24 protein-coding genes are annotated in these 25,540 nt (G+C 34.5%); 23 read left to right on the plus strand and 1 reads right to left on the minus strand.

What is annotated here, in order from left to right; genetic code table 11:
- Positions 1-69 precede the first annotated feature (69 nt).
- From BM238_RS09440 to BM238_RS09480, 9 genes are all read left to right on the plus strand, one after another.
- Positions 70-1,326 carry a cation:proton antiporter gene (locus tag BM238_RS09440; RefSeq protein ID WP_090080184.1) on the plus strand — a complete coding sequence of 419 codons (1,257 nt, stop codon included), beginning with the start codon at positions 70-72 and terminating at the stop codon, positions 1,324-1,326.
- 93 nt (positions 1,327-1,419) lie between these two features.
- Positions 1,420-1,830 carry a BrxA/BrxB family bacilliredoxin gene (locus tag BM238_RS09445; RefSeq protein WP_090080185.1) on the plus strand — a complete coding sequence of 137 codons (411 nt, stop codon included), beginning with the start codon at positions 1,420-1,422 and terminating at the stop codon, positions 1,828-1,830.
- Positions 1,831-2,066: 236 nt separating this feature from the next.
- Positions 2,067-2,741 (plus strand): YceI family protein, encoded by a 675-nt coding sequence (locus BM238_RS09450; protein ID WP_090080186.1) that lies wholly within the window; start codon positions 2,067-2,069, stop codon positions 2,739-2,741.
- Positions 2,742-2,895: 154 nt separating this feature from the next.
- Positions 2,896-3,537, plus strand: a complete 642-nt coding sequence (locus tag BM238_RS09455; protein WP_262490320.1) for a DUF4271 domain-containing protein — start codon at positions 2,896-2,898, stop codon at positions 3,535-3,537.
- A 19-nt stretch (positions 3,538-3,556) separates the two neighbouring features.
- Entirely contained in the window at positions 3,557-4,297 is a 741-nt protein-coding gene (locus BM238_RS09460) for a uroporphyrinogen-III synthase (protein WP_090080188.1), read from the plus strand.
- Positions 4,298-4,373: 76 nt separating this feature from the next.
- Positions 4,374-6,416, plus strand: a complete 2,043-nt coding sequence (locus tag BM238_RS09465; protein ID WP_090080189.1) for a S9 family peptidase — start codon at positions 4,374-4,376, stop codon at positions 6,414-6,416.
- Positions 6,417-6,437: 21 nt separating this feature from the next.
- The gene (locus tag BM238_RS09470; RefSeq protein WP_090080191.1) at positions 6,438-6,782 is read left to right on the plus strand and encodes a hypothetical protein; all 345 of its coding nucleotides are present in this window, start codon (positions 6,438-6,440) and stop codon (positions 6,780-6,782) included.
- Between the two features lie 245 nt (positions 6,783-7,027).
- Positions 7,028-8,572 (plus strand): sensor histidine kinase, encoded by a 1,545-nt coding sequence (locus tag BM238_RS09475; protein WP_090080488.1) that lies wholly within the window; start codon positions 7,028-7,030, stop codon positions 8,570-8,572.
- Positions 8,573-8,673: 101 nt separating this feature from the next.
- Positions 8,674-9,363, plus strand: coding sequence for a response regulator transcription factor (locus tag BM238_RS09480; RefSeq protein ID WP_090080193.1), 690 nt, complete (start codon positions 8,674-8,676; stop codon positions 9,361-9,363).
- A gap of 74 nt (positions 9,364-9,437) precedes the next feature.
- Here the strand turns inward: BM238_RS09480 and BM238_RS09485 are convergent, their stop codons facing one another.
- Positions 9,438-9,971, minus strand: a complete 534-nt coding sequence (locus tag BM238_RS09485) for a sporulation protein (RefSeq protein WP_090080194.1) — start codon at positions 9,969-9,971, stop codon at positions 9,438-9,440.
- A 183-nt stretch (positions 9,972-10,154) separates the two neighbouring features.
- Between BM238_RS09485 and BM238_RS09490 the strand changes: the two genes are divergently transcribed.
- From BM238_RS09490 to ypfJ, 14 genes are all read left to right on the plus strand, one after another.
- Positions 10,155-11,540, plus strand: coding sequence for a c-type cytochrome (locus BM238_RS09490; protein WP_090080196.1), 1,386 nt, complete (start codon positions 10,155-10,157; stop codon positions 11,538-11,540).
- 21 nt (positions 11,541-11,561) lie between these two features.
- Entirely contained in the window at positions 11,562-14,630 is a 3,069-nt protein-coding gene (locus BM238_RS09495; protein WP_090080198.1) for a TAT-variant-translocated molybdopterin oxidoreductase, read from the plus strand.
- A gap of 18 nt (positions 14,631-14,648) precedes the next feature.
- Complete coding sequence (nrfD, locus tag BM238_RS09500; protein ID WP_090080200.1) at positions 14,649-16,046, plus strand: NrfD/PsrC family molybdoenzyme membrane anchor subunit; 1,398 nt, start codon at positions 14,649-14,651, stop codon at positions 16,044-16,046.
- Positions 16,033-16,554: a DUF3341 domain-containing protein gene (locus BM238_RS09505; protein WP_090080202.1), complete on the plus strand. Its 522-nt coding sequence runs from the start codon at positions 16,033-16,035 to the stop codon at positions 16,552-16,554. The genes nrfD and BM238_RS09505 overlap by 14 nt, the downstream gene beginning before the upstream one ends.
- A 46-nt stretch (positions 16,555-16,600) precedes the next feature.
- Entirely contained in the window at positions 16,601-17,323 is a 723-nt protein-coding gene (locus BM238_RS09510) for a c-type cytochrome (RefSeq protein ID WP_090080203.1), read from the plus strand.
- A gap of 11 nt (positions 17,324-17,334) precedes the next feature.
- Positions 17,335-18,666, plus strand: coding sequence for a quinol:cytochrome C oxidoreductase (locus BM238_RS09515; protein ID WP_090080205.1), 1,332 nt, complete (start codon positions 17,335-17,337; stop codon positions 18,664-18,666).
- Positions 18,667-18,775: 109 nt separating this feature from the next.
- Positions 18,776-19,954, plus strand: a complete 1,179-nt coding sequence (locus BM238_RS09520) for a hypothetical protein (protein WP_090080207.1) — start codon at positions 18,776-18,778, stop codon at positions 19,952-19,954.
- Positions 19,955-19,959: 5 nt separating this feature from the next.
- On the plus strand, positions 19,960-20,496 hold the full coding sequence (locus tag BM238_RS09525) for an adenine phosphoribosyltransferase (RefSeq protein WP_090080208.1): 537 nt from the start codon (positions 19,960-19,962) through the stop codon (positions 20,494-20,496).
- Between the two features lie 63 nt (positions 20,497-20,559).
- A complete protein-coding gene (gene msrA / locus BM238_RS09530; protein WP_090080210.1) occupies positions 20,560-21,051 on the plus strand; it encodes a peptide-methionine (S)-S-oxide reductase MsrA in 492 nt (163 codons plus the stop codon).
- An 84-nt stretch (positions 21,052-21,135) separates the two neighbouring features.
- A complete protein-coding gene (locus BM238_RS09535; RefSeq protein ID WP_090080211.1) occupies positions 21,136-21,849 on the plus strand; it encodes a YfgM family protein in 714 nt (237 codons plus the stop codon).
- A 3-nt stretch (positions 21,850-21,852) separates the two neighbouring features.
- Entirely contained in the window at positions 21,853-22,368 is a 516-nt protein-coding gene (gene ribH / locus BM238_RS09540) for a 6,7-dimethyl-8-ribityllumazine synthase (RefSeq protein WP_090080213.1), read from the plus strand.
- 108 nt (positions 22,369-22,476) lie between these two features.
- On the plus strand, positions 22,477-23,229 hold the full coding sequence (locus BM238_RS09545; protein WP_090080216.1) for a glycosyltransferase: 753 nt from the start codon (positions 22,477-22,479) through the stop codon (positions 23,227-23,229).
- Positions 23,204-24,592: an ArnT family glycosyltransferase gene (locus BM238_RS09550; RefSeq protein WP_090080218.1), complete on the plus strand. Its 1,389-nt coding sequence runs from the start codon at positions 23,204-23,206 to the stop codon at positions 24,590-24,592. Before BM238_RS09545 ends, BM238_RS09550 begins: the two co-directional genes overlap by 26 nt.
- 88 nt (positions 24,593-24,680) lie before the next feature.
- Positions 24,681-25,538: a KPN_02809 family neutral zinc metallopeptidase gene (gene ypfJ / locus BM238_RS09555; RefSeq protein WP_090080220.1), complete on the plus strand. Its 858-nt coding sequence runs from the start codon at positions 24,681-24,683 to the stop codon at positions 25,536-25,538.
- Positions 25,539-25,540: the final 2 nt, after the last annotated feature.

The raw sequence follows: 25,540 nt of genomic DNA on the forward strand, positions 1-25,540 counted from the left end.
AACAAAGTCCCAAAAACCTCATCCGTTTTTGGGGTTTTTTATTTCCGTACTTTTGCAAAAAATTCCTGAATGCAGATTTATAACTATTTCACTGTCATTATCATTTTAGCCGCCGCCTTTGGCTATTTTAATATTAGATTCTTAAAACTTCCCAGAACAATTGGTGTGATGATCATTGCACTTTTAACTTCCCTGGGAATTGTTTTAGCTGCGTCCTACTTTCCAGAACTTTTCGTGCAGACAAAAAAGATGATTTTATCCGTAGATTTCTACACTATTTTGATGAAAATTATGTTGAGTTTTCTACTTTTTGCAGGATCAATTCATATAAAATTAAAAGACATAAAATCAGAAAGAGCGCCAATTATAGCATTTTCCACTATCGGCGTGTTAATTTCAACCGTAGTTGTTGGTGGAATTATGTATTATTTACTTTTGGCTTTCAAACTCGATGTTCCCTTTATCAATTGTTTGCTTTTCGGTGCGTTAATTTCACCAACGGATCCAATCGCCGTTTTAGGAATCTTAAAATCTGCAAACATCTCAAAATCTTTGGAGACAAAAATTTCCGGTGAAAGTTTATTTAATGATGGCGTTGCGGTTGTTATTTTCATTTCTATTTATGAAGTTTCACAAGTTGGTTTAGCCAATATGGGCATTTCAGATATTGCTCTTTTATTTTTAAAAGAAGCCGGCGGTGGAATTTTATTAGGGACAGTTTTAGGAGGTTTAGGAACTTACGTTCTAAAAACAATTGACGATTATTCAGTCGAGGTGATGGTCACTTTAGCAATGGTTATGGGCGGCTATTTAGTTGCAGATTTCCTACATGTTTCCGGTCCACTTGCCATGGTTGTCGCGGGTATTTTTATAGGAAATCGTGGTAGAGATGTAGGAATGAGCAGTATTACGGAAGAATATATTGACAAATTCTGGGAAATGCTGGATGAGATCTTAAATGCTGTTTTATTCCTTTTAATCGGTTTAGAATTACTGGTCATTAAGTTCGAAAACATCTACATTTTAATAGGAATTATAGCCATTTTCGTCGTTCTTTTTGCAAGATTTGTCTCTGTGGGTATTCCTTTTCTACTTCTAAAAAGAAAAGTGAAATTTGAAAAAAATTCTTTTCCAATATTAGTTTGGGGCGGGATTCGTGGTGGAATTTCTGTCGCTTTGGCTTTAGCACTTCCTAGGCATAGTTCCGGCGATATGTTTGTGGCGATCACTTATATCATTGTGCTTTTTTCAATAATTTTTCAGGGTTTAACTATCGGAGGTTTTGCTAAAAGACTGACAGCAAAATCCGCCAAAAAGGCGCAATAGATTTTTGGTATTATTTTAATAGGTTTTAAATGAATTAATTAAATTTAAAACAATTAATTTTGCACCAAGATTTTAACTTAAAAATATAAAATTATGTATCCAGAAGATTTAGTAATGCCGATGAAGGCAGAACTTACAGATAAAGGTTTCGAAGATTTAACGACTCCAGAAAAAGTTGATGCAGCCGTGAAACAAAACGGAACGACACTTTTAGTGATCAACTCCGTTTGTGGTTGTGCAGCAGGCGCAGCAAGACCGGGCGTTGTTTTTTCTTTAACAGGCGACAAAAAACCAGATCATTTAGCCACCGCTTTTGCAGGTTTTGACGTTGATGCCGTAAATGAAGCGAGAAGATTGCTTGCTCCTTTTCCTCCAAGTTCACCATGTGTGGCACTTTTCAAAGATGGTGAATTGGTTCACATGTTAGAAAGACATCATATTGAAGGAAATCCAGCGGGCGCAATTGCAGCGAATTTGCAAGCGGCTTATGAAGAATATTGCTAAAATTAATTTTAGATAAAATAAAAATTCCGTGCTGCAAAGTGCGGAATTTTTTTATGCTTTATTAAAAAAATATACATCGAACTTTCTTTATTTAGAGAAGTATCAGTTATTTGAAAGACACAAAAACAACAATTTAAGATTAAAAATAATTTATTTTTCTCTTATCATAGGTCAATGTGGTTCATTTTCAATTTGTATAGTTTTGCAAATTAATTTTAAAAATAAATTCTTAAAATATGAAAAACTTATCAATCTTCGCACTTTCCGCATTTTTATTCGCGGGATCTTGTAAAGAATCTAAAACTGACACCGCTACTACTTCTACAGAACAAAATGTAGCAGAAAGTAAAGGTGAAGTTTTTAATATTAAAACTGACAGCAGCGCCGTAATCTGGACTGCGTCTCATAAAGGTGGAATAAACCCAAGATTTGGAACTACAAAAACAACAGGAACGCTTTCTGTAGAAAACGGAAATTTAACTTCCGGAAGTTTAGTTTCTGATATTAATAGTTTAGTTACCGATCCAAAATCTGTGGATCCAAAAGCGACTGAAGGCAAAACTTCTGCTGATCTTGACGCCCATTTAAAAAGTGCAGATTTCTTTGATGTTGCAAAATATCCTAACGTGAAATTTGAGATAACAAAAGTTGAAGAGCTTCCTGCAGGAACTGAATCTAAAACAGAAGGCGCTAATAAAATGGTAAGCGGAAATCTTACTATTAAAGATAAAACGGTAAATGTAAGTTTCCCTGCAAAAGTAGAAATTACTGTAAATGAAGTAAAATTATTGTCTAAATTTACAATCAACAGACAAGATTGGGGATTGGCATACGGTACTGATGGCGACGTGAAAGACTGGGCAATTTCTCAGGAAGTTGATTTGGATCTGAACATTGTAGCCGGAAAATAATTTATATACACATAAGACATTGAGCCACATTTATTTGTGGCTTTTTTTTGGTTATTAATGAAGATTTTCTTAATTGCTTTTAGTAAGTTATTTTGTAAACCCAAAATAGTTTTAAAACATCTGCAGCAATTTCCTATTTTTGCAAAAAAAATTCTTGATTCGAATTGTACAACACCACGATTGGGTTATCTTCATTATTTTAGGAAGTATTTTCGCGCTTTCATTAATGCTAATTTCTTTGCAAAGAGAAGCCTCATTGAAAGACTTTTTACTTCAGAAAATTGAAGATTCCAGTAACATTTACATCAGTTGGATAATTGTTTCTACAGTTTATGCGACTCTTCTTTCTGTACTATTTTCTCAATATATTCCCTTTGTGCCGAAATTCATTAGCAATCTTTCCCTTTTTGGTATGCAACTAAATAAATTTGGATTCGTTTTTTTTTCAGTCTGTTTTTTTTATATTTTAAAAATTATTTTAACTTATTTCTATTATTACGGCGTTCGAAGCCAAAAAAAATGGCAGCAGTTTTATTTTGTGGCAACACGGTTTTACTTCGTTTTGACGCTCATCTTAATTTTTGCCTGTCTTCAAGTCAATTATTTTCCTCAAGAAAGAATACAAACCTATCACGTATATGGACTGTTATTTATAATTATTTTTGTTTTTAAAAACATTTTCTATCTTTTTCACAATTATAAGATACTTCCCCAAAACTGGTATTATAAATTTTTGTATATTTGCACCCTCCAAATAATACCTTTCATGGTACTTTTGAAATTTTTATTTAATTAATTAAGGATTACAATATTTGATGAAAATAAAATCTATACTGGTTTCTCAACCTGCGCCAAACGAATCTTCACCATACACGGAAATCGCACGCAAGGCTAAGATAAAAATAGACTTCAGACCTTTCATACACGTCGCTTCTGTAGATGCCAAGGAATTAAGAACGCAAAAAATTGATCTTTCACAATACAATGGTATTATTTTTACCAGCAAAAATGCGATAGATCATTATTTTAGAATTGCGGAAGAGATGCGTTTTGCCGTACCGGATTCTATGCGCTACATCTGCCAGTCTGAAGCCATTGCAAATTATTTGCAAAAGCACATTATTTACCGAAAAAGAAAAATAAGCTACGGCGAAAAGAACTTTGCTGATCTTTTGCCTTTATTTAAGAAATATCCTACAGAAAAATATCTTTTACCTGCTTCCGATCTTATCAACGATGAAATGGTAAAAACTCTGGAGACATCTAATATTGACTGGACGAGAGCTACGATGTACCGCACTGTTTGCAGCGATCTTACTGATGTAGCAATAAGTGATTATGATATGTTAGTGTTTTTTAGTCCGCAAGGCATTAAATCTTTAACAGAAAATTTTCCTGATTTTAAGCAAAACGGAACTGTAGTTGCGGTTTTTGGAAATACTACACAGGCTGCCGCCGAAAAAATCGGTCTGAAAATTGACGTAATGGCACCTAATAAGGAAACGCCTTCTATGACAATGGCGATTGAGAAATATATTAGAGAATCTTACAAGTAAATCTAAAAGAAATATTTAAAAACCATCTTTTCCTTTTACGGATCAGATGGTTTTTATTTTAAACAAATATTGAAAAATGCACGCTCCAAAAGCAAAAAAAATAAATAAAACTTTAGAAATTCACCAGGACAAAAGAGAAGATCCGTGGTTTTGGTTGAATGATAAAGAAAACCCGGAAGTCATAAAATATCTGGAAGACGAAAATCTTTATACCGATGAAATAATGCGTGATACGGAAGATTTCCAGAATCTTTTGTTCGAGGAAATGAAGGCGCGTTATAAAAAAGACGATGAATCTTTACCCTATTTTTTTAATGAATATTGGTATTTTGTTCGTTACGAAGACGGAAAAGAACACCCGATTTTTTGCCGAAAACATTTGACTTTAGAAAATAAGGAAGAAATTATTTTAGACGTCAATATTTTAGCAGAAGGAAAAGATTTTTTTGATGTTGGAAGCGTTTCTGTGAGTCCAAATAATAAATTGGGAACTTTTTCTACTGATGAAAAAGGACGTTTGATTTTTGATATTAAGTTTTTAAATATTTTTACCGGGGAAATTTTAGAAGATTCCATTCCAAATACAACCGGGAAAGCAGTTTGGGCAAATGATAACGAGCATATTTTTTATATTAGAAAAGATAAAAGTCTGCGAGCTTACAAAGTTTACCGCCACAAATTGGGAACTTCCACGAAAGAAGATGTTTTGGTTTTCCATGAAAAAGACGACACTTTTGATGTTAATGTTTTTAAAACCAAATCTTTAGAATATATTTTTATTGCTTCATCAAGTTCGACTTCTGATGAACATTTATTTATTCCTTCAAATAATGTTTTTGCGGATTGGAAAATTGTTCAGCCCAGAACTGAAGATCTAGAATACGCAGTTGAACATTATCAGGATTTATTTTACATCATTACAAACGCAAATGATGCGACGAATTTTAAATTGGTCACGACTCCAGCTGAAAAACCAGGTTTAGAAAACTGGATAGATTTAATTCCGCATCGCAAAGAAATTTTACTTGAAGGTTTTGAGATTTTCAAAAATTTTCTCGTTTTAGAGGAAAGAAAAGAAGGTTTACTACAAATCAGGATTTTTAATTATTTGTCTAAAGAAGATTATTATTTAGAATTTACAGATCCCACTTATTCCGCATTTATTGGTTTAAATATAGAATTTGATACTGAAAAACTGCGATATATTTACACATCACTTACACAAACAAGCACAACTATTGAGTTTGATATGGCGATGAAAACTTCTTTGATTTTAAAACAACAGGAAGTTTTAGGAGGAAATTATTTACAGGAAAATTATATTTCAGAACGGATTTGGGCCAATGCGAGAGACGGAAAAAAAGTGCCAATTTCTTTAGTTTACCATAAAAATACCTTAAAATCTGCGGACACACCTTTGCTTTTATACGGTTATGGAAGTTATGGACACACAGTTGACGCAAGTTTTTCTAATGTTCGATTGTCAATTTTAGACCGCGGATTTATTTTTGCAATTGCACATATCCGAGGCGGAGAATATCTTGGAAGAGATTGGTACGACGACGGAAAAATGCTGCAAAAGAAAAATACTTTTTTTGATTTTATTGACGCTGCAAAATATTTAATTAAAGAAAATTACACTTCAGAAAAACACCTTTATGCAATGGGCGGAAGTGCAGGCGGACTTTTGGTTGGTGCAGCGATGAATTTTAATCCGGAATTATTTAATGGAATTATCGCGCAAGTGCCTTTCGTTGATGTTGTGACGACGATGTTAGACGAAGAAATTCCTTTAACGACCGGGGAATACGACGAATGGGGAAATCCAAATGAAGAGGAATATTACCATTACATGAAATCTTATTCCCCCTACGATAATGTAGAAGCAAAAAATTATCCTAATATTTTGATCACAACCGGAATAAATGATGGACAAGTTCAATATTGGGAACCCGCAAAATGGGTTGCAAAACTTCGGGATTTGAAAACTGATAATAATATTTTGATTTTTAAAACCGATATGGATTCCGGTCACGGCGGAGCTTCCGGAAGATTTGAAAGTTTAAAAGAAGATGCGTTGGAATATGCGTTTCTTTGTAAACTTGAGAATAAATTATAAGTTTTTGATTTTTAAATTTAAATGATGACAGAAAAAGAAACCTGGCAAAAAATAGAAGAATTTTTTGTCGAACATTTTGATACAGAAAAAAATCCGACGATTGAAACGATGTTGTTTTTGATCGGTGTACAGGAATTAGGCAGTGGAAAACAAAAATTTTCTAAAGATGATAAACTAAATCTTTTGCATATCGCAGTTTGCAGACTTTTAGAACCTTTTGGCTATTATAAATTTACGGATTATGATGCGGAAGGCTGGCCACAATATGAAACTTTAGAAAATTTGCCGGAGTTAAAAGTAAATGAACAAAGTATTTTAATGAAAAAGGCAATAATCCAGTATTTTGTTGACGAAGAATTGCTTTAAAGATTTATGAAATATGATTTAAAAGAAATATCGGTAATTAATGAATTTTCAAATTAAAATATTCGACCACTTCTTAGCAAATTTATTTAAAATAATTTCTTAACAATTAATGTTTCAAGAATGGGTTTTTCACAATATTTTGTTAATAAACGCAATTTTAACAAACTTTATATAATATTATAGGCAAATTTTTGTTTTAATATTCTTAAAAGAAGTAATTTTAACACTTCAAAATGAATATTAAGGTGAACAATAAATTTATTCCCATTATTTCGGTCTTTATGACCATTTCTCTCGTTGTGTTCACATCGTTCCAATTTTACTGGTTGAAAGGTTATTATAGTGCCTTGGAACAGGAATTCTCAAATAAAGTTTACAGCGCTTTAGAATCTTCCGCAAAGACCATTAATGAAATTGAGATCAATAAATATCTTAACGAAGATTATAAAAATTTTGGTAAAACAGTCTTAGCAGGTAAAAATCAACCTTCATTAACCACTATTTCACAAGTAGAAGATTCCGCGTCTAGAAGGTCGCTTACTTACACACGAAGTATTTTAGAACAACAAAATATTCCGATTTCTAAAAGGGGCGACAGTTTAAAACTTGCTACTTTGCGCACTGATGAAAATCTCATCAGATTAAAATTAGATTCCACCGAAAGACAACCACTCACAACAGATCTTAGCCGTTCATTGGAAAATGGAGATTACACTACTAAGGAGTTTGCGGGAATTGTTGGTAGTAATTTACCGATCAGTAAAAGGGTAAATGACCGGGTTTTGGATTCTGTAGTTACTAAAGAATTGAAAATTCGCGGTATTAGCACCCCGATAGGTTTTGCAGTTTTCGATAAAAATGAAAAACCTACCAAAATTGTTAATTCTCTATTTAAAAAAGAAGAAAAAGACCCTTACAGATATCCACTTTTTACGGATGGCCAAGACCGCACGCTTTTTACCTTAAATCTCGTTTTTCCGAGAAAAGATTACAGTTTAGCGAGAAATAATTTGCCTATGCTTCTAGGTACTTTTATGAGTTTGCTTACTATTTTGGGCATTTATATTATTTCCATTAATTACATGATGCGTCAGAAAAAAATCGCGGAAGTAAAAACGGATTTTATCAATAATATGTCACATGAGTTTAAAACGCCTTTGGCAACAATTTCTGTGGCGACAGATTCCTTGGCTAATGATAAAATTGCGACAAATCCGGAAAAGGTAAAATATTATTCCGCACTCATTAAACAGGAAAATCTGCGGATGAAAAAACAGGTTGAAAACGTCCTGAACATGTCTAAACTTGAGCGCAACGAAATGGAATTATTTTTAAAGGAAACCGATGTTCGCGCGCTGATTAACAGAATGGCAGATTCTTTTAAATTAATAGTTGAAAAACGTGATGGCGTTATTGAAAAAGATTTTACAGCGACTAAACATATTTTTAAAATTGACGAATTTCATATGTCCAATGCATTGATCAATCTGCTTGATAATGCCAATAAATATTCACCTGAAGCGCCAAAAATTAATATTAAAACCAAAAATGAAGGTAATTGGTACGTTATAGAAATTAAGGATCAAGGAATGGGAATGGAAACCTTGAATAAAGGGAAGATTTTTGAGAAATTTTTTAGAGAAGAAACTGGAAATATCCACAATGTAAAAGGCCAGGGTTTAGGACTTTCTTATGTTAAAAAAATAATAGAACTTCATAAAGGCCAGATACTTGTAGAGTCTGCAAAAGATCAGGGAAGTACTTTTACCATAAAACTTCCGATGGTTTAAAAAAATAATAATAGATGATCGTCGATTAATGATTTCTGAAATCTTAAAATCAATGATCAAGTATCAATAATCGATTATAAAATTAAAAAAAAATAAAAATTATGAGCAACAGAATACTTTTAGTGGAAGACGACCAAAGTTTTGGTGCCGTTTTAAAGGATTATTTAAGCATTAACGACTTTGAAGTTACACTCGCTACAGACGGCGAAATGGGCTTAAAGGAATTTACAGAAAATGAATTTGACATCTGCATTTTTGATGTGATGATGCCGAAAAAAGACGGTTTTTCTTTAGCGGAAGACGTAAAAAAAATTGATAAAAACACTCCGATTATATTTCTTACCGCTAGAAATATGCGTGAGGATATTCTAAAAGGCTATCAGTTAGGCGCTGATGATTATATCACAAAACCTTTTGATACAGAGCTTTTACTTTATAAAATAAAAGCAATTCTTCAGAGAAGTGCAACTTTGGAAGATGAAGGCCAGGAACAATTTAAAATCAGTAATATTTATTTTGATTCTATGCTTCGTCAGTTGAAAGTAGGTGATGAAGAATATAAATTATCACCAAAAGAAAATGAGCTTTTAAAGCTTCTTTGTCTGCACCGTAATGACTTTATGCCGAGAGATTTAGCGCTAAGAAAAATCTGGAAAAAAGAAAATTATTTTACTGCAAGAAGTATGGATGTTTACATTGCTAAACTTCGTAAATTGCTGAAAGGCGATCCAGGCATGGAAATTATAAATGTTCACGGTGAAGGTTTTAGACTTTTAGTTAAAAATCAATAATGAGCCTATTTTAAATAAATAAAAAGTCCGAAGAAAATATCTTCGGACTTTTTTCATCTTAAATTCTGCAAAAGTTATTTTGCCTCAACACAGAAGATCTGGTAGGAGACAAGTCTGGCTTCTTTAAAAACCCTTCTCACACTGTTATAATCTGCTAAAGCGCTTTCCTTGGTAAAATAACTTCCGGCCATTATTTTGTAATTTGGTCGCAATGAAGCATCTTTTGTCACCTTCAGCATTGGAAATTTGCTTCTAAAATAAAGCGCCACCTGATTGGCTTCTTCATTACTTTTAACGGTATTTACCAATATTTTAGTTCCTAAAATTCTTGGATTTTTTCGACATGCTTCAGCAGTGGAGATCGCTCTATCCGGTAAATTTATCCTTGGTGGAATATAAGTGCCGTTATTTGAATAATCTGAATCACCGGATTTTGTAGTTCTACTGCATTTACCTTCAACGCTTTCGAGCATATCACTTATTTTTTGATCCATTGAGATCTTCACTGTGTTGCCCGAAATCGTATCAACTTTTACAACTTGCTGAGCTGTGATCAACACCGATGCAAAGAATCCGAAAAACAGAAATAGCTGCTTAAAACTTTTCATTAATTAATATTTTTGCAAATTTAAACAAATAAAAAATATACGCACCATTACTATTTAGAACAATTACAAATTAGAAAATTATGTAATAAAACATACACAGTTACTCATAATTTTCTGTTAAAATAGTACTTTTGCACTATTGAATATACACTTAAATATATTTACTAACTCAAGATTATTTAAATGATTAGTTGGAGAAAGCATTATAAAACTGTATTGATAGCCGTAGGATTATTGCTGTCAACAAGTGCTTCTGTTCACGCCCAAACCGGCGACCCAAGCAATGGTGAAAAACTTTTTAAAGCAAATGCGTGCAACTCTTGCCATGCATTAGACAAGCAAGTTGTAGGTCCGGCTTTAGGAGGGATTGTAGCTAAAGTAAAAACAGACGCAAATGTAGGCCCAGATTGGCTACATAAATGGATAAAGAACAATAAAGAACTTAGAGCTTCTGGTGATAAGTATGCTAACGAAATTTTTGAGCAGTTCAATAAGACTGAAATGCCTGCTTTCGCAAATCTTTCAGATAAAGATATTGATGATATTTTAGCTTACACTACTAATCCACCTGCAGCTCCTGCAGCAGATGCAGCAAGTGCAGATGGCGCTGGAGGTACAGATATGAATTCTGTTGCGGCTTTGGAAGCAGCTAAAAATAATGAAGCGGCTTCTAAAATTATCATTACAAGTTTAGTCGTCATCGCAGGATTGTTATTTTGGTTATTGTTAAAGCTAAGAACTTTAGTAAATCTTCAAAAATCTCAAGAATTAAATGCGAAGGATTCTGCCAAAGCATTTTCGTTTGCTGAATTTTACGATAAATACAGAATGGTCGGGACAGGAATATTATCTGTTTTAGCACTTATTGCTTTCTACGGAGTCTGGAACTGGCTAATGTGGATCGGGGTTTACAAAGGTTATAAGCCAGAGCAGCCAATTTATTTCTCTCACAGAATTCACGCAGGTGTAAACAAAATTGACTGTCAGCTTTGTCACTCATCAGCAAAATATGGTAAAGTTTCTGAAATACCTTCTCTGAATGTTTGTATGAACTGTCACAAAATGATCCCTGAATATAAAGGGAAATATCTTGAACCAGGAAAAGACAAAGCATTCTATGATGGTGAGATCCAAAAAATATATGAGCACGTTGGTTGGGATAAAGAGAAAATGGCTTATACAGGGAAAACAAGCCCTGTACAATGGACAAGAATCCATAACATGCCGGATTTTGTTTACTTTAATCACGCACAGCACGTTGTAGCAGGAGAACATGCGATCATCGATGGTTTCAACAAAAAACATCCGAAAAAAGATGATCAGATCGATGTTGTTTGTAAAGCGTGTCACGGAAAAATCGATACGATGAATGTCGTGCAGATGGCCAATGATTTCACAATGGGATGGTGTATAGAATGCCACAGAACAACAGAGATAGACATGAAGAACGGTTATAATAAAACTTACTTTAAAAACCTTCATGAGAAACTTAAAAAACAATTCGGTTCCGGTGCGAAAATCACTGTTGCAGCAATTGGAGGTTTAGAGTGTGGTAAATGTCATTATTAATAATAAAAATTAGAAGTATCAATGGCTTCAAATAAAATACAGTTCAGAAGTATTCACGAACTAAAAGACCAGACGCTGAACGCGAAACTGGCGGCAAAAGAATTTCAGGACGAAATACCGGTTGATGACTTTTTGGGTAATGCTGAAAAAATGAATCAGCCAGGAACTTCAAGGAGAGATTTCTTAAAACTTTTAGGTTTCTCTACTGCAGCAGTAACGCTTGCAGCCTGTGAGGCACCAGTTATTAAAAGTATTCCTTATGTGGTTAAACCACATAATATCATCCCGGGAATTCCTAACTTCTTTGCAACTTCTTTTTTTAACGGATCTGATTTCGCAAGTGTTTTAGTAAAAACCCGAGAAGGGCGTCCAATTAAAATTGAACCAAATGCACTAGCAGGAGATTTAGGAAAAACGAATGCGAGAGCTCAGGCTTCAGTTCTTTCTCTTTATGACAATGATAAAATCAAACAGCCTAAATTAAATGGTAAAGATGACACTTTCGATAGTGTTGATTCTTACGTTTTAAAAGGCTTGACAGAATCAATGGGTGCCGGTAAAAAGATAGTAGTGCTATCCCACTCTTTTCCAAGTCCAACGTTCAAGAAATTATTTGGTGATTTTAAAGTAAAATATCCTACAGCAGAGCTAATAACTTACGACGCTTTACCTCATGCAGCCGCACTGGATGCATCACAAGAGGTTTTTGGTGTTCGTGCTTTGCCGGTTTATGATCTTTCAAATACAGAACTTGTTGTTTCTTTTCAGGCAGATTTTCTTCAGGAATATTTAGCAGCAAATCTTCAAAGTTCATACGCGAAAGCAAGAAAACCTGGTGAAACTATGCTTCGTCATATTCAGGTTGAATCTAATATGTCTTTGACTGGTGCGAATTCTGATACAAGAATTAGACTTAAACCAAGTGACGTCAACAAAATTTTAGTTGAAGTTTACAACGGTTTAAACGGTGGAACTTCCAATAAGCAGGCAGCAGAAATAGTAAAAGAATTGCAGGCAAAAGGATCTAAAGCAGTTGTTTTTGCTGACGGTTCTAAGGCAGCGGTTGTTTTATCTTATTTAATAAATCAAAAATTAGCATCGAGCGCATTTACTGGTAAAGCAAATATGCTTAAAGAGTTTGATGGTGCAAGATATAATGAATTTTTAGGTTGGCTGAATAGCGGACAGATCGGAACGCTAATTACAAACAATGTAAATCCGGTTTATTCTTCAAATAAAAAGCAAAGTGATGCTTTTAAAAATACTGTTGCTAAAGTTCCTTACGTTATTTCGTTTTCTGAGAAAAAAGATGAAATGTACCAGTTGGCAAAAGCAGTTATTCCGGTAGCACACTGGTTGGAATCTTGGGGTGATATTATGCCTCAGACAGGTAGTTATTCTTTAATTCAACCTACAATACAGAAAGTTTACAAACCAAGACAGCTTGAAGAATCTCTTTTAGTCTGGACCAATGGAAAAAGCAGCCCTAAAAATAATTTTTACGATTATCTTAAAGCCAATGCTACTCCATTGTTAGGTTCTGTTTCTTTTAACAAAGCTTTATACGGTGGATTCAATGAGGTAACAGGCGGCACTGGTCTAACTTACTCAGGTGGAAATGGTGCACAAGCAGTTTCAGAATTAAGCGGATTTAAATCTTCAAAATACGAACTTGTTCTATATACCAATGCTTCGATAGGCGACGGTGCTCAAGCGAATAACCCTTGGTTGCAGGAACTTCCAGATGGTATTTCTCGTTTGTCATGGGATAATTACCTTACAGTTTCTCCAAAAGATGCTGAAGAATTAGGCTTAGATAACGATCTTAATGCGAGAATGCAATTAGATGGTTCACTAGTAGATTTAACGGCTAATGGTGTAAAACTGGAAAATGTTCCTGTTTTTATACAACCTGGTCAGGCAGACGGATCTTTCGGTCTTGCATTAGGCTACGGAAAAAAATTCTCAGGAAAATCAGCAGAAACTGGTGTGAATGCTTACCCACTTTTTGACGGTTCAAATCTTGTGATTTCAAATGTAAGTTTATCTAAAGTTGATGGTGTACACGAGTTTGCAGGAATGCAGCTTCAAAACACATTAATGGGTAGATATGAGATAGCGAAAGAAGTACCTTTAGAAAAATTCTTAAATGTAAAATTTAACGATATTTCAAAAACTGAAGAAGGTGAAATAAGAGGTTGGAATGTTCCATTGGAACTTCACACAATAAACGAAGCAATGCCAATTGGCAAAATTGACCTTTGGGATGCTTTTGACGATACTGACGGACCACACTTCAATTTGTCTGTTGATCTTAACTCTTGTACCGGCTGTGGAGCATGTATTATTGCATGTCAGGCAGAAAATAACGTTCCTGTTGTTGGGAAAGCAGAAGTAAGAATGTCTCGCGACATGTTTTGGTTAAGAATTGACCGTTACTATTCTGCAAAAGAAAAAATTGAAACAAAAGAAGCTGTTGACAGAGGTTTAAATGTACCTAATTTATATGATATATTAATTCAGCCAAACGAAAGTCCTGATGTGATCTTTCAGCCTGTGATGTGTCAGCACTGTAATCACGCTCCTTGTGAGTCAGTTTGCCCTGTTGCAGCGACTTCACATGGTAAAGAAGGTCAGAATATGATGGCCTATAACAGATGTATCGGAACAAGATATTGTGCAAATAACTGTCCTTATAAAGTAAGACGATTCAACTGGTTCACTTATAATTTAAATGATAAATTTGATTATAACATGAACAATGATCTAGGCAGAATGGTTCTAAATCCTGATGTAGTTGTAAGAACGAGAGGTGTGATGGAGAAATGCTCAATGTGTATCCAGCAAACTCAGACAGTAATTCTTGAAGCCAAAAAAGCCAATAGAGTCGTAAGCGACGGCCAGTTTCATACAGCTTGCGAAAGCGCTTGTCCATCAGGTGTATTCTCCTTCGGTGATATGAATGATAAATCTTCAAAAGTAAGATCTCTCTTTAATGAAGACAGAAAATATGTACTTTTGGAAGAGGTGGGAACAAAACCAAATGTGTTTTACCACGCCAAAATAAGAAACAGAAAGGAAAACGTTTAAAAAATAAATAGGTAAAAAATGTCAGGACATTACGAAGCTCCGATAAGGGAACCTTTAATTATTGGTCACAAAACTTATCACGATATTTCAAATGATATCGCCAGACCTATAGAAGAAAGAGCAGGAAAACTGTGGTGGGTTTCCATCTATGTTGCTTTAGTACTTTTCATTTATGGCTTCGGCTGTATCGCTTATACTATAGGTACAGGAATTGGTGCGTGGGGACTAAACAGAACGATCAACTGGGGTTGGGATATTACTAACTTCGTATGGTGGGTAGGTATTGGTCACGCGGGAACATTAATATCCGCTGTGCTTTTATTATTTAGACAAAGATGGAGAATGTCTGTAAACAGATCTGCGGAAGCAATGACGATTTTTGCTGTTGTACAGGCCGCTATCTTTCCGGTAATTCACATGGGTAGAGTATGGGTTGGCTACTGGGTTTTCCCTTTACCAAATCAGTTTGGCTCAGTTTGGCCGAATTTTAACTCTCCGTTACTTTGGGACGTATTTGCAATTTCCACTTACTTTTCAGTATCTACAGTTTTCTGGTTTATGGGATTAATTCCCGATTTTGCAATGATCAGGGACCGTGCAAAAACTCCTTGGACAAAAAAAATATACACCTTTCTATCATTTGGATGGGGCGGAAAAGCAAAACACTGGCAAAGATTTGAGGAACTTTCCTTAGTTCTTGCAGGTTTAGCAACTCCACTTGTATTTTCTGTACACACTACGGTATCTTTTGACTTTGCTACTTCAGTAATAAAAGGTTGGCACTCTACAATTTATCCACCTTACTTCGTGGCAGGAGCAATTTTCTCTGGATTTGCAATGGTTCAAACACTATTGTTAGTTGCCAGAAAAGTTTGTCATCTAGAAGAATATATTACGATCTACCATATTGAAATAATGAATATTGTAATCATTCTAACAGGCGGTATGGTAACCGTGGCTTATGGAACAGAATATTTTATTGGCTGGTATTCAGGATCTAGATTTGAAGATTTCACTTATCTATCTCCAGGCGCAGCAACAGGGCCTTATTGGTGGGCTTTTTGGGCCTTGATATCATGTAACTTAATTATTCCTGCAGCATTTTGGTTTAAAAAAGTACGTACAAATATTACAGCAACTTTTATTATTGCTTTAATTATTAATATAGGAATGTGGTTCGAGAGATTCGACATTATCGTAATTAACTTATCACGTGATTATTTACCTTCATCCTGGACGATGTTTAAACCTACAATTATCGATGTTGGCGTCTATTTAGGAACTATTGGCTTTTTCTCTGTTTTATTCTTACTATATGCAAGAACATTCCCTGTAATTGCACAGGCAGAGTTAAAAACAATTTTGAAAATTTCAGGTAAAACTTATAAAGCAAAAGAAGGAGATGAGCACCATTAAAAAAATATTTGGCCTTTATGGCGACGATGATGATTTGATGAATGGCGTAAAAGCTTTCAATGCAAAAGGTATTGCAATTGCCGAAGTCTATACTCCATTTCCGGTTCACGGGCTTGACAAAGCTTTGGGTCTTAAAAAAACAAGAATTTCTGATGCAGCATTTATTTACGCTGTTTACGGCGTTACGCTGGGAAGTCTTCTTACCTGGTATGTTATGAATTTTGACTGGCCTCAGGATATTGGTGGTAAACCTTCATTTTCATGGTTTACAAACATGCCGGCGTTTGTTGTTCCGATGTTTGAACTTATGGTTTTTTGCGCTGCACACATGATGTCGCTTACATTTCTGATTAGAAATAAAATGTACCCATTTTGTCCACCTCAAAATCCTGATCCACGAACTACTGATGATAAATTTATGATAGAATTTCTCTCCGATGATGTGGAATCAATCAAACAGCTTCTGGTAGAAACCGGTGTAGAAGAAATTACGATAAAAGATGCTTAATTTAATGATTTATTTAAACATTAATTAAGTAAAAAATAAATTTCAAATGAAAAATAGTTTTTTTAAAATAATAAGCATATTAGGTTTGGGAAGTGTTTTACTTACTTCCTGCGGACCGAAAGATAATCCACCATTGGTTTACTTTCCGGATATGTACTTTCCGGTCGCTTACGACCCGCTTGCGAAAACTGATATCGCTTATTCAAAACATGAGAATGAAATTCCGTTATTTGTGAAAAATGAAGGCGCTTCAGGATTGGGACCAGTTACAGGAACTGTTGCACAAAATAATGATTTTGTAGTAGAAGCAAACAACGATTTAGTTCAAACTCCAGATGAATATAATGGCGGCTACGATGAAGCTAAAACTTTAACAGTTTCTCCATTAAACGCAAAAAATAAAGCAAAAGATCTGGCTCGCGGAAAAATATTATTTGAACATACTTGTTCTGCTTGTCATGGTGTAAATGGAGATGGACAGGGACCAATCGTTTTAAGCGGCGCTTATTCCGGAGTTCCAAAATACGCGGACAGAGAAATCACGGTAGGATCTGTACATTACGTAATGATGCATGGTAGAAATGCTATGGGATCTTATGCAGGAATGCTAAATATTGGTGACCGATGGAGAGTTGCAATGTATGTAATGAATGCTTTCAAATCTCAACCAAGCGCAACTGCAACTGCACCAATGGCAGCAACACCTGCGACACCAATGGCTGCTTCAGCGCCTGCGGCAACAGCAACGACAGAAACTACTAAAAAATAAAAGAATTAAAAATGTATAGTTTTTCACCAAAATTAAGATTATATTCAATTATACTCATCGTTTTAGGATTAGTAACTTTCGGAATTGGGTATTTTATGAACCATGGCATTGATCAGGTTCGGGTAGAACATATGATGGAAACTGTGCACGCAGGTGGTCATAACGCTCCAAGTAACTCAAGTGAAATGGTTGGTCCGCAAGATCATGCATCTCATTTAGAACACGCCACTTTACAAATTCACAATCAGCCTCTAGCTGCAATTCATCTTATAGCGATCTTCGCTTTTGCACTCAGCTGTTGTGCGTTGTTCTTTTATTCAATTCAGACAGCCGCACACGCAGGATGGTCCATAATAGTTCTGAGAGTAATGGAAGCAATTTCTTCCTATATTCCATATGGCGGTGTGATTATCTTGATACTGGTTGCATTAAATATTTCCGGCGCTGGGCATATTTTTCACTGGATGGATGGCTCTTTAACCGATCCAAAATCACCAAACTTTGATTCAATTTTATACGAAAAAAAGAGATTTTTGAATATTCCTTTTTATGCGATCAGAACTTTGATATATGTAGGAGGTGCAACATTTTTTGCATGGAAATTAAAATCCATGTCCAAAAGAGTTGATGAAGACAGATCCAGAGAAACATACCAACTTTATTATAAATGGAATGTTGCTTACATTGCATTCTTTGGTTTTGCAACTGCAGCCTGGGCTTGGGATTGGTTAATGTCTATTGATCCACACTGGTATTCTACAATGTACATCTGGTATGCAATGGTAAGTTGCTGGGCAAGTGCCATTGGAGTTATAATTTTAATTTGTGTTTATTTAAAGAAAAAAGGAGCTTTACCTCAGTTCAATGATAATCACTTACATGATTTAGGCGTTTTCCTTTTTGCATTAAGTATGCTTTGGACGTACACCTGGTTTGCACAGTTTATGCTTTATTGGTATGCCAACATTCCGGAAGAAGTCAATTACTTTTTTGGAAGATTTCAATATTACAAACTCACATTTTTTACAAGTTTAATATTATGCTTTTTAGTTCCTTTATTAGTAATGGTAAGCAGTAGCATAAAAAGAAATTATAAAGTAATGGCAACGATGTCAGTTGTAGTGATCGTTGGCCACTGGATGGATTTCTTTAATATGGTAATGCCGGGAACTGTAGGTCCGTTTTGGAAAACACCTGAAGTATTTTTATTAGTTTTTGGAGCCATGTTCTTCGTGGTTGGATTGTTTATATTTGTTGTAATGACAAGATTATCAAAAGCCAAACTAATTCCTACGGGAAACCCATACTTGCATGAATCTGAAATTTATGAATACCCTTTCTAAAATTTCGTTACAATAAATATTAAATCCCGACTTTTGCCGGGATTTTTTTTGCCTAAAATTTTTTAAAACTCAAAAGTTTATTTTACTAAATTTGTATAAATCATTAATTATGAAAAAATATTTTTTTCTGTTTTTCGCCTTTAGTTTGCTGCTGTTTACTTCATGTAAAAAGACAGAAATAGACTCTACTGATTTAAAAACATTTCAAAGCAGCGTTAATGATTTGGAATCCAGTTTAAATACAATTCAGCAAATTAAATTTAACGAAGCTTTATACATTTTAAAAACATTTGGTGTAGAAGGAAATGATGATATATCAAAACTAAAAGCTTTATCGAAACTTCTTGAAGGAAAAAAAGTACCAGAAATTTTAACAATGGCTGACGCTGTTGCTAAAAAAAACAGCGTTGAATGGGCAAGCACTTCCCCACCATCATTGGGCGAAATGAATATTTTTGGCAATGTAAATGCAACAGAAAAAGATCCAAATGAAATAGACGCATCTTCACTTTCTATAACAACCACGCCAATTTCCGTTGACAGTATCCTAGGACCAAAAGCATTGCAGGTTGTCCCTCGTTTACTTGACAATTCCGGCACACCTATTTCTTTTACCGGAGCCGCATTAGAAACTGTGATGGAGGTTTCAAGTAATGGAACAAGACTGTTAACTTCTAAAAATTTAATGCAAAACAATAATTTTAAAGGTTTTACTTTGAGATTTGCTTCATTACCAAAAGAAAAAATTTCCAACGGTACAATTGAAATAAAAGTAACTGTAAAAAGTTCTAAAAAGACTTACCAAATGATCAAAGCGAGCGTTCCCGTAAATACAAAAACTTTACTCGAACCAACTGTCAAAAGATCAGATTCTATGCAAATTGCGCCGCCTACTTCAGAAATAATTGATCCAAACGCGATTCCTGTTCCGGCAACCACAACTCCGACGGCTGTCACAGGAAATCCGAAATCTACAGTATTAAAATTTTTAAGTAATCTTGGGTCACAAAATCTAAAAGGTGCTTACGACGTTGCAGATAATCCATCATGGGGTAATTATGATAATTTTTCAAATCCAAATTCTGGTTTTGGTGCGGTGAAAAATTTAAACGTAAATTCCGTTACAACGAGCAATTCATCAGACAAAAATGCGGCAGTAAATGCAAATTACAACGTCACAGATAAGAATGGAAACACCGTCGCTCTGGACGTTACTTATGGTTTAAAAAACACCAACGGAATCTGGAAAATTTCAAGCTATAAAATTAATTCATCTCAAAAAAAGTAATTATTTTGCCTTCAACTGAGCTTATTTCAAAATTAAAAAATACGGTAACAACTATTTCTGATTTTCCTTCCAAAGGAATTCAGTTTAAAGATATTTCACCAATTTTTTTAGATCCAAAACTTTATGAAGAAGTTATAAAAGATCTTGCGGATTTTAGCCGTGGTAAAATTGATGCAGTTTGCGGCATAGAAAGTAGGGGTTATCTTTTTGGGATTGCAATAGCAGTTGCGCTGGAAGTTCCCTTCATATTAATTAGAAAAAAAGGAAAATTGCCACCGCCATTTATTGGTGAAAAATACGATCTGGAAAACGGTTCGGCAGAAATTGAAATTAAAAGAGATCAATTAAAACCAGGTTCGCGTGTACTAATTCATGATGATCTTTTGGCAACCGGCGGCACTACAAAAGCTGCTGGAAATTTAGTAGAAAAATTAGGCGGAATAGTTTCCCAATTCAGTTTCCTTATTAATCTGGAAGAATTGAACGGCGAAAAAAAATTAGAAAATTTTAAAGCTGACATTTATTCTGTTTTAAAATATTAAAACTTTTTAGAACGATTTTTGCTTAAATGCTAGCATTAAAATTATTAAAAATTTATTCATAAAATGGAAAATATAAAAAAAGCCTACATCGCAGGCGGATGTTTTTGGGGAATGGAAGAACTTTTTAGAACTCAAACTGGTATTAAAGATACAGAAGTTGGCTACATCGGCGGAGAAAATGACAACCCTACTTACAGAAATCATCCAGGTCATGCAGAAGGAATTGAAATAACTTATGATGCAAGTGAAACGTCTTTTAAAAATATTTTAGACTATTTCTTTAGAATTCATAATCCTACAACTATCGATCAGCAGGGCAACGACAAAGGTTCAAGCTACAGATCAGCAATCTTTTATCAAAACGATGAAGAGAAAGAAACGGCGCAGGAAGTGATTGATATCGTTGATAAATCCAACAAATGGAAAGCCGATGCGGTTACTACTTTAGAACCTTATTCTACTTTTTGGCAGGCAGAACCTGAGCATCAGGATTATTTATTAAAACAACCAAACGGTTATACCTGTCATTTTGAAAGATTTGATACTTTTTTGTAATATTTCGCTAAAATTTAAATTTAAGATAAGTATTTTGTAAATCGCTTAGAAACGATTAAATTTGCAGTTCTATTCAAAAAAATTATGGCTGATAAACAAACTGGTAACATACCAAATCATACAAAAGAAGGCAAAGAAACTGTCGAGTTTTTTAAAGATCTTGATAAAGATGCTTTCAAAACAGAACGCTTCATAGAGCGTTATGCTAAACAATTAAGTATAATTTTTGGAGTTTTGCTTTTAGGAGTTTTAGGTTTTTTTGCCTACCAACAGTTTATTTTAGTGCCAAAAAATGAAGAAGCAACAAAAAGCTATCTAAGTGCTCAAAAAAATCTTTCTGAAGGAAAAGAAGATATAGCATTAGGCGGAAAATCTGCTGCTAATCCAGGATTTGTTGGAACTTACAATGATTATTCTTCTACAGCTGCAGGTAAATTATCTGCATACAATGCAGGACTTTTAGAATTTAAAAAAGGAAATTTCCAAAAAGCATATGATCTTTTGGATAATTTTTCCTCAGGCAATAAAGTTTTAGTGGCTTTGAAATATGGCGCAATGGCTGACTGCCAAAGTAACCTCAACAAAAGTGACGAAGCACTTTCGCTTTTAGATAAAGCAGCAAGTGAATCCAGCGATGCTTACACATCTTATTATTTTACAAAAAAAGCAGGAATTTTAGCTTTAGCCTTAAAGAAAAACACTGAAGCGAAAAAATATTTTTCTACTATTGATGAAAAGTACAGAGATTACGACAATGGAATGTCTGACGCACAAATTGAAATGACAAAATATTATTAAAATATGGCGACCGTAAATCTTTCAAATTACAAGTCCTTAAATATTACCAATGCCGATGAATACAACATCGGCATTGTATTTTCTCAATGGAATGATTTCGTAACTTTCAATCTGCGTGATGCAGCTGTGGAGATTTTAGAAAAAGAAGGCGTACAAAAAGAAAATATTAAATTATTTCAAATTCCAGGGGCATTTGAACTTAGCTTCGCAACGATGCAACTTTGCAAAAAAGGAAATTTTGATGCTGTAATTGCTATCGGATCTGTAATCAGAGGAGAAACACCTCATTTTGACTTTATTTGTGATGCCGTTGCGCAAGGTATTAAAGATTGTAATATTCTTACTGAGACACCGGCAATTTTCTGCGTTTTAACCGATAACACCAAAGAACAATCTATCGCCAGAAGCGGTGGAGATTTGGGTAACAAAGGTGTAGAAGCGGCTGTAACAGCTTTGCAGATGATTGATTTTAAAAAAAATTTAGATTTTAAACCAAATAATATTGGTTTCGGAAAATAGAGAAATTACAAAAATTTATGAACATTTAATTGGTTACTTAGTTTTAAGAATTTTAATTAATCCCTAAAAACTAAATCCTACAACTTACTTAAAAAATTCATTATCTCCATGGAAAACGTCATTATCGTGCCTTGTTATAATGAGGAAAAAAGACTGCCTTTAGAAGGTTACTGCAATTTTCTTGAAAAAGAAGAAAGCTGTAAAATTGTCTTTGTTAATGATGGTTCGTCTGATCAAACTTTACATGTTTTAAATAATATAAATACAAAATTCCCTGCAAAAGTTGAAGTAGTAGATTTGCCTAAAAACCTAGGTAAAGCGCAAGCGATCCAAGTCGCAACAATCCAATGTTTAAAAGATTTTCCTGACGCCAAAAAAATTGGTTATCTTGACGCCGATCTCGCGACTTCTCTTGAAGAATGGCTTTCTATTTCAAATTTTATCGAAGGTGACATTGTTTTTGCTTTTGGTTCCAGAATTTCAAAAATTGATAATAATATCCGCCGGAAAAATTACCGCCACTATTTGGGAAGAGGCATTGCTACAGCTATTTCGACGCTTTTAAGACTTACCGTTTACGATACACAATGCGGCTGCAAAGTGTTTCGAAGAGATATTGCGGAAAATTTATTTAAAGAATCTTTTCTCTCAAAATGGTTATTTGATGTGGAACTTTTTTTCCGTTTAAAAAACAGTTTTGGAGCCGAAAAAATGAAAAATATCTGTCGTGAAATTCCTTTACAAAAATGGCAGGACGTCGCTGAATCAAAAGTACAGTTCACCTATTTCTTTCGGTTGTGGTACGATTTGTTTTTAATTAATAAGAAATACAACAATGCAGCAAAAAAAATCGCTAGATAATCCGAGGTTTTATTACATTTCTTTCGCAATTATTGTTGTAGCAAGGTTACTTTTGAACGCGGTGATTCCATTGATGGATAAAACTGAGGCGCGCTATGCAAACATTGCCAGGATTATGGCAGAAACTGGAAATTGGGTAACGCCACAAATTGATAATGGAATTCCTTTTTGGGCAAAACCACCTTTATCAACCTGGCTTTCTGCAATTTCCATAAAACTTTTAGGCGTCAATGAATTCGCAGTACGCTTTCCTTCTTTCGTGATTTCAATTTTACTCTTATTGTTGATAAGACCAATTGCAAAAAGGTTAAACATAAAACTGATCATCCCGGCTTTTATTTTATTTACTGTTCCGGAATTTCTCCTCCACGTCGGCGTAGTATCTACAGATATGACATTATTGCTATCAATGACCTGCATTATGATTGCCTTTTGGGAAGGTATTAATGATGGAAGATCGTACTGGAAATATCTTTTTTTTGTCGCTATCGGTGTTGGTTTTCTTGCAAAAGGACCAATTGTAATCGTACTTACCGCGCCTCCAATTTTTGTTTGGGCAGTTTTATTTGGGAATTTTAAGAAAATTTTTACTGCATTTCCCTGGATTTTAGGGATTTTACTTGTTTTAATAATTGCTGTGCCCTGGTATTATTTAGCAGAACAAAAAACACCGGGATTTCTGGATTATTTTTTCGTGGGTGAACATTATAAAAGATTTTTTGATTCTTCGTGGAAAGGCGACAAATATGGATTTCCCAAAATTCAGCCTTTAGGTATTATTTGGGTTTTTCTTTTAGGCTTAACTATTCCCTGGTTAATTTTTGTTATTTTTAAAATTGTTAAATTAAAAAAATTAATTTTTAAGGATCAATGGCTTGTCTACCTCCTCTTTTGGATCATCTGGACTCCTATTTTTTTCACGACCTCAAAAAGTTTGATACACACTTATGTTCTACCAACTTCAGTACCGATTGCTCTTTTCATTGCTACCTTCTGGAATGACATTAAAAACAAGAAAGCTTATGTTTATACAGCCATGATTTTACCGGCACTTTCTGTTATTCTCATTTTTATCTCATTTATTCCTGGTGTTTTTTCAAAATTCAGCAATACAGATAAATATGTTTTACAGAACCAAAAAGTAAAACCACTCTATTATTTAGGTGAAAAAACATATTCAAGCCAGTTCTACAGCAATGGAAAAGTAATCTCAATTGACGAAGAAAATTTATCTAAAAAATCTTTAACAAAAGAAAAATTTAACATTCTGATCAATAAACGGGATAGTAATATTGTAAAAAACTACAACTTTTTAACAAAAACCGGCGAAGGAAAGAAAAGTTTGATATACACCACCAAATAGCACTTACTAAAAATTAATGTAGCAAATTTTTAAATTTAAATTCAAGCTATAATATTTTTTGTATTTTTAAATCCTAAATAATTTTCTCATGAGATGGACAAATGACAGCAGTGACAACGTAGATGACAGACGTGGCAGAAGCAGCGGCGGTGGCGCACTCGTTGGCGGAGGTATCGGCACTTTAATAATCGCAGCCATTGTATTTTTTATGGGTGGAGATCCATCAGCAATTTTAGGTTCCGGCATGTCGCAGCAATCTGCACAAACAGAACAACGAGATCTTTCTCCCGAAGAATTGAAAACACGAAAATTTGTAGAAATGGTGACCGGTGAAACCGAACAAACGTGGTCTTCAGAATTTCAGAAACTGGGAATGACTTACAGAAAACCACACGTTGTCATGTTTGAAGATCAAACAAATTCCGGATGTGGAACGGCACAGTCTGCGATGGGACCATTTTATTGTCCTGCCGACGAAACGGTATATATGGATATGGCATTTTTTAATGAACTTCAACAAAAATTTGGCGCACAAGTGACAGAATTTACCATTGCCTATGTAATGGCGCATGAGATCGGACATCATGTTCAGACACTTTTAGGCACAACGCAAAAAGTTGATCAAATGAGAGGTAGCGGACAATATTCTGAAGCAGATATGAACCGTGTTTCCGTAGCCACAGAACTTCAGGCGGATTTTTACGCTGGCGTTTGGGCAAAATTAACCGATCAAAGAGAAAATATTTTAGAACCCGGAGATATTCAAAGTGCCATGGAAGCAGCAGCAGCAGTTGGCGATGATAATATTCAGAAAAGAAGTACGGGAACTGTTAATCAGGAAGCTTTTACGCACGGAAGTTCGGCGCAACGTCAGGAATGGTTTATGAAAGGTTATAACTCTGGCGATATTAAACAAGGGAATACTTTTGACCAACTTTTGAAATAAAA

It is taken from the genome of Halpernia frigidisoli (assembly GCF_900113805.1).
Taxonomy (GTDB): domain Bacteria; phylum Bacteroidota; class Bacteroidia; order Flavobacteriales; family Weeksellaceae; genus Halpernia; species Halpernia frigidisoli.

Bases quoted from the DNA above. Each gene is read 5' to 3' on its own strand.
- BM238_RS09440 (WP_090080184.1), top strand. From the start codon at position 70: ATGCAGATTTATAACTATTTCACTGTCATTATCATTTTAGCCGCCGCC.
- BM238_RS09445 (WP_090080185.1), top strand. From the start codon at position 1,420: ATGTATCCAGAAGATTTAGTAATGCCGATGAAGGCAGAACTTACAGAT.
- BM238_RS09450 (WP_090080186.1), top strand. From the start codon at position 2,067: ATGAAAAACTTATCAATCTTCGCACTTTCCGCATTTTTATTCGCGGGA.
- BM238_RS09460 (WP_090080188.1), top strand. From the start codon at position 3,557: ATGAAAATAAAATCTATACTGGTTTCTCAACCTGCGCCAAACGAATCT.
- BM238_RS09465 (WP_090080189.1), top strand. From the start codon at position 4,374: ATGCACGCTCCAAAAGCAAAAAAAATAAATAAAACTTTAGAAATTCAC.
- BM238_RS09470 (WP_090080191.1), top strand. From the start codon at position 6,438: ATGATGACAGAAAAAGAAACCTGGCAAAAAATAGAAGAATTTTTTGTC.
- BM238_RS09480 (WP_090080193.1), top strand. From the start codon at position 8,674: ATGAGCAACAGAATACTTTTAGTGGAAGACGACCAAAGTTTTGGTGCC.
- BM238_RS09485 (WP_090080194.1), bottom strand. From the start codon at position 9,971: ATGAAAAGTTTTAAGCAGCTATTTCTGTTTTTCGGATTCTTTGCATCG.
- BM238_RS09490 (WP_090080196.1), top strand. From the start codon at position 10,155: ATGATTAGTTGGAGAAAGCATTATAAAACTGTATTGATAGCCGTAGGA.
- BM238_RS09495 (WP_090080198.1), top strand. From the start codon at position 11,562: ATGGCTTCAAATAAAATACAGTTCAGAAGTATTCACGAACTAAAAGAC.
- nrfD (WP_090080200.1), top strand. From the start codon at position 14,649: ATGTCAGGACATTACGAAGCTCCGATAAGGGAACCTTTAATTATTGGT.
- BM238_RS09505 (WP_090080202.1), top strand. From the start codon at position 16,033: ATGAGCACCATTAAAAAAATATTTGGCCTTTATGGCGACGATGATGAT.
- BM238_RS09510 (WP_090080203.1), top strand. From the start codon at position 16,601: ATGAAAAATAGTTTTTTTAAAATAATAAGCATATTAGGTTTGGGAAGT.
- BM238_RS09515 (WP_090080205.1), top strand. From the start codon at position 17,335: ATGTATAGTTTTTCACCAAAATTAAGATTATATTCAATTATACTCATC.
- BM238_RS09520 (WP_090080207.1), top strand. From the start codon at position 18,776: ATGAAAAAATATTTTTTTCTGTTTTTCGCCTTTAGTTTGCTGCTGTTT.
- msrA (WP_090080210.1), top strand. From the start codon at position 20,560: ATGGAAAATATAAAAAAAGCCTACATCGCAGGCGGATGTTTTTGGGGA.
- BM238_RS09535 (WP_090080211.1), top strand. From the start codon at position 21,136: ATGGCTGATAAACAAACTGGTAACATACCAAATCATACAAAAGAAGGC.
- ribH (WP_090080213.1), top strand. From the start codon at position 21,853: ATGGCGACCGTAAATCTTTCAAATTACAAGTCCTTAAATATTACCAAT.
- BM238_RS09545 (WP_090080216.1), top strand. From the start codon at position 22,477: ATGGAAAACGTCATTATCGTGCCTTGTTATAATGAGGAAAAAAGACTG.
- BM238_RS09550 (WP_090080218.1), top strand. From the start codon at position 23,204: ATGCAGCAAAAAAAATCGCTAGATAATCCGAGGTTTTATTACATTTCT.
- ypfJ (WP_090080220.1), top strand. From the start codon at position 24,681: ATGAGATGGACAAATGACAGCAGTGACAACGTAGATGACAGACGTGGC.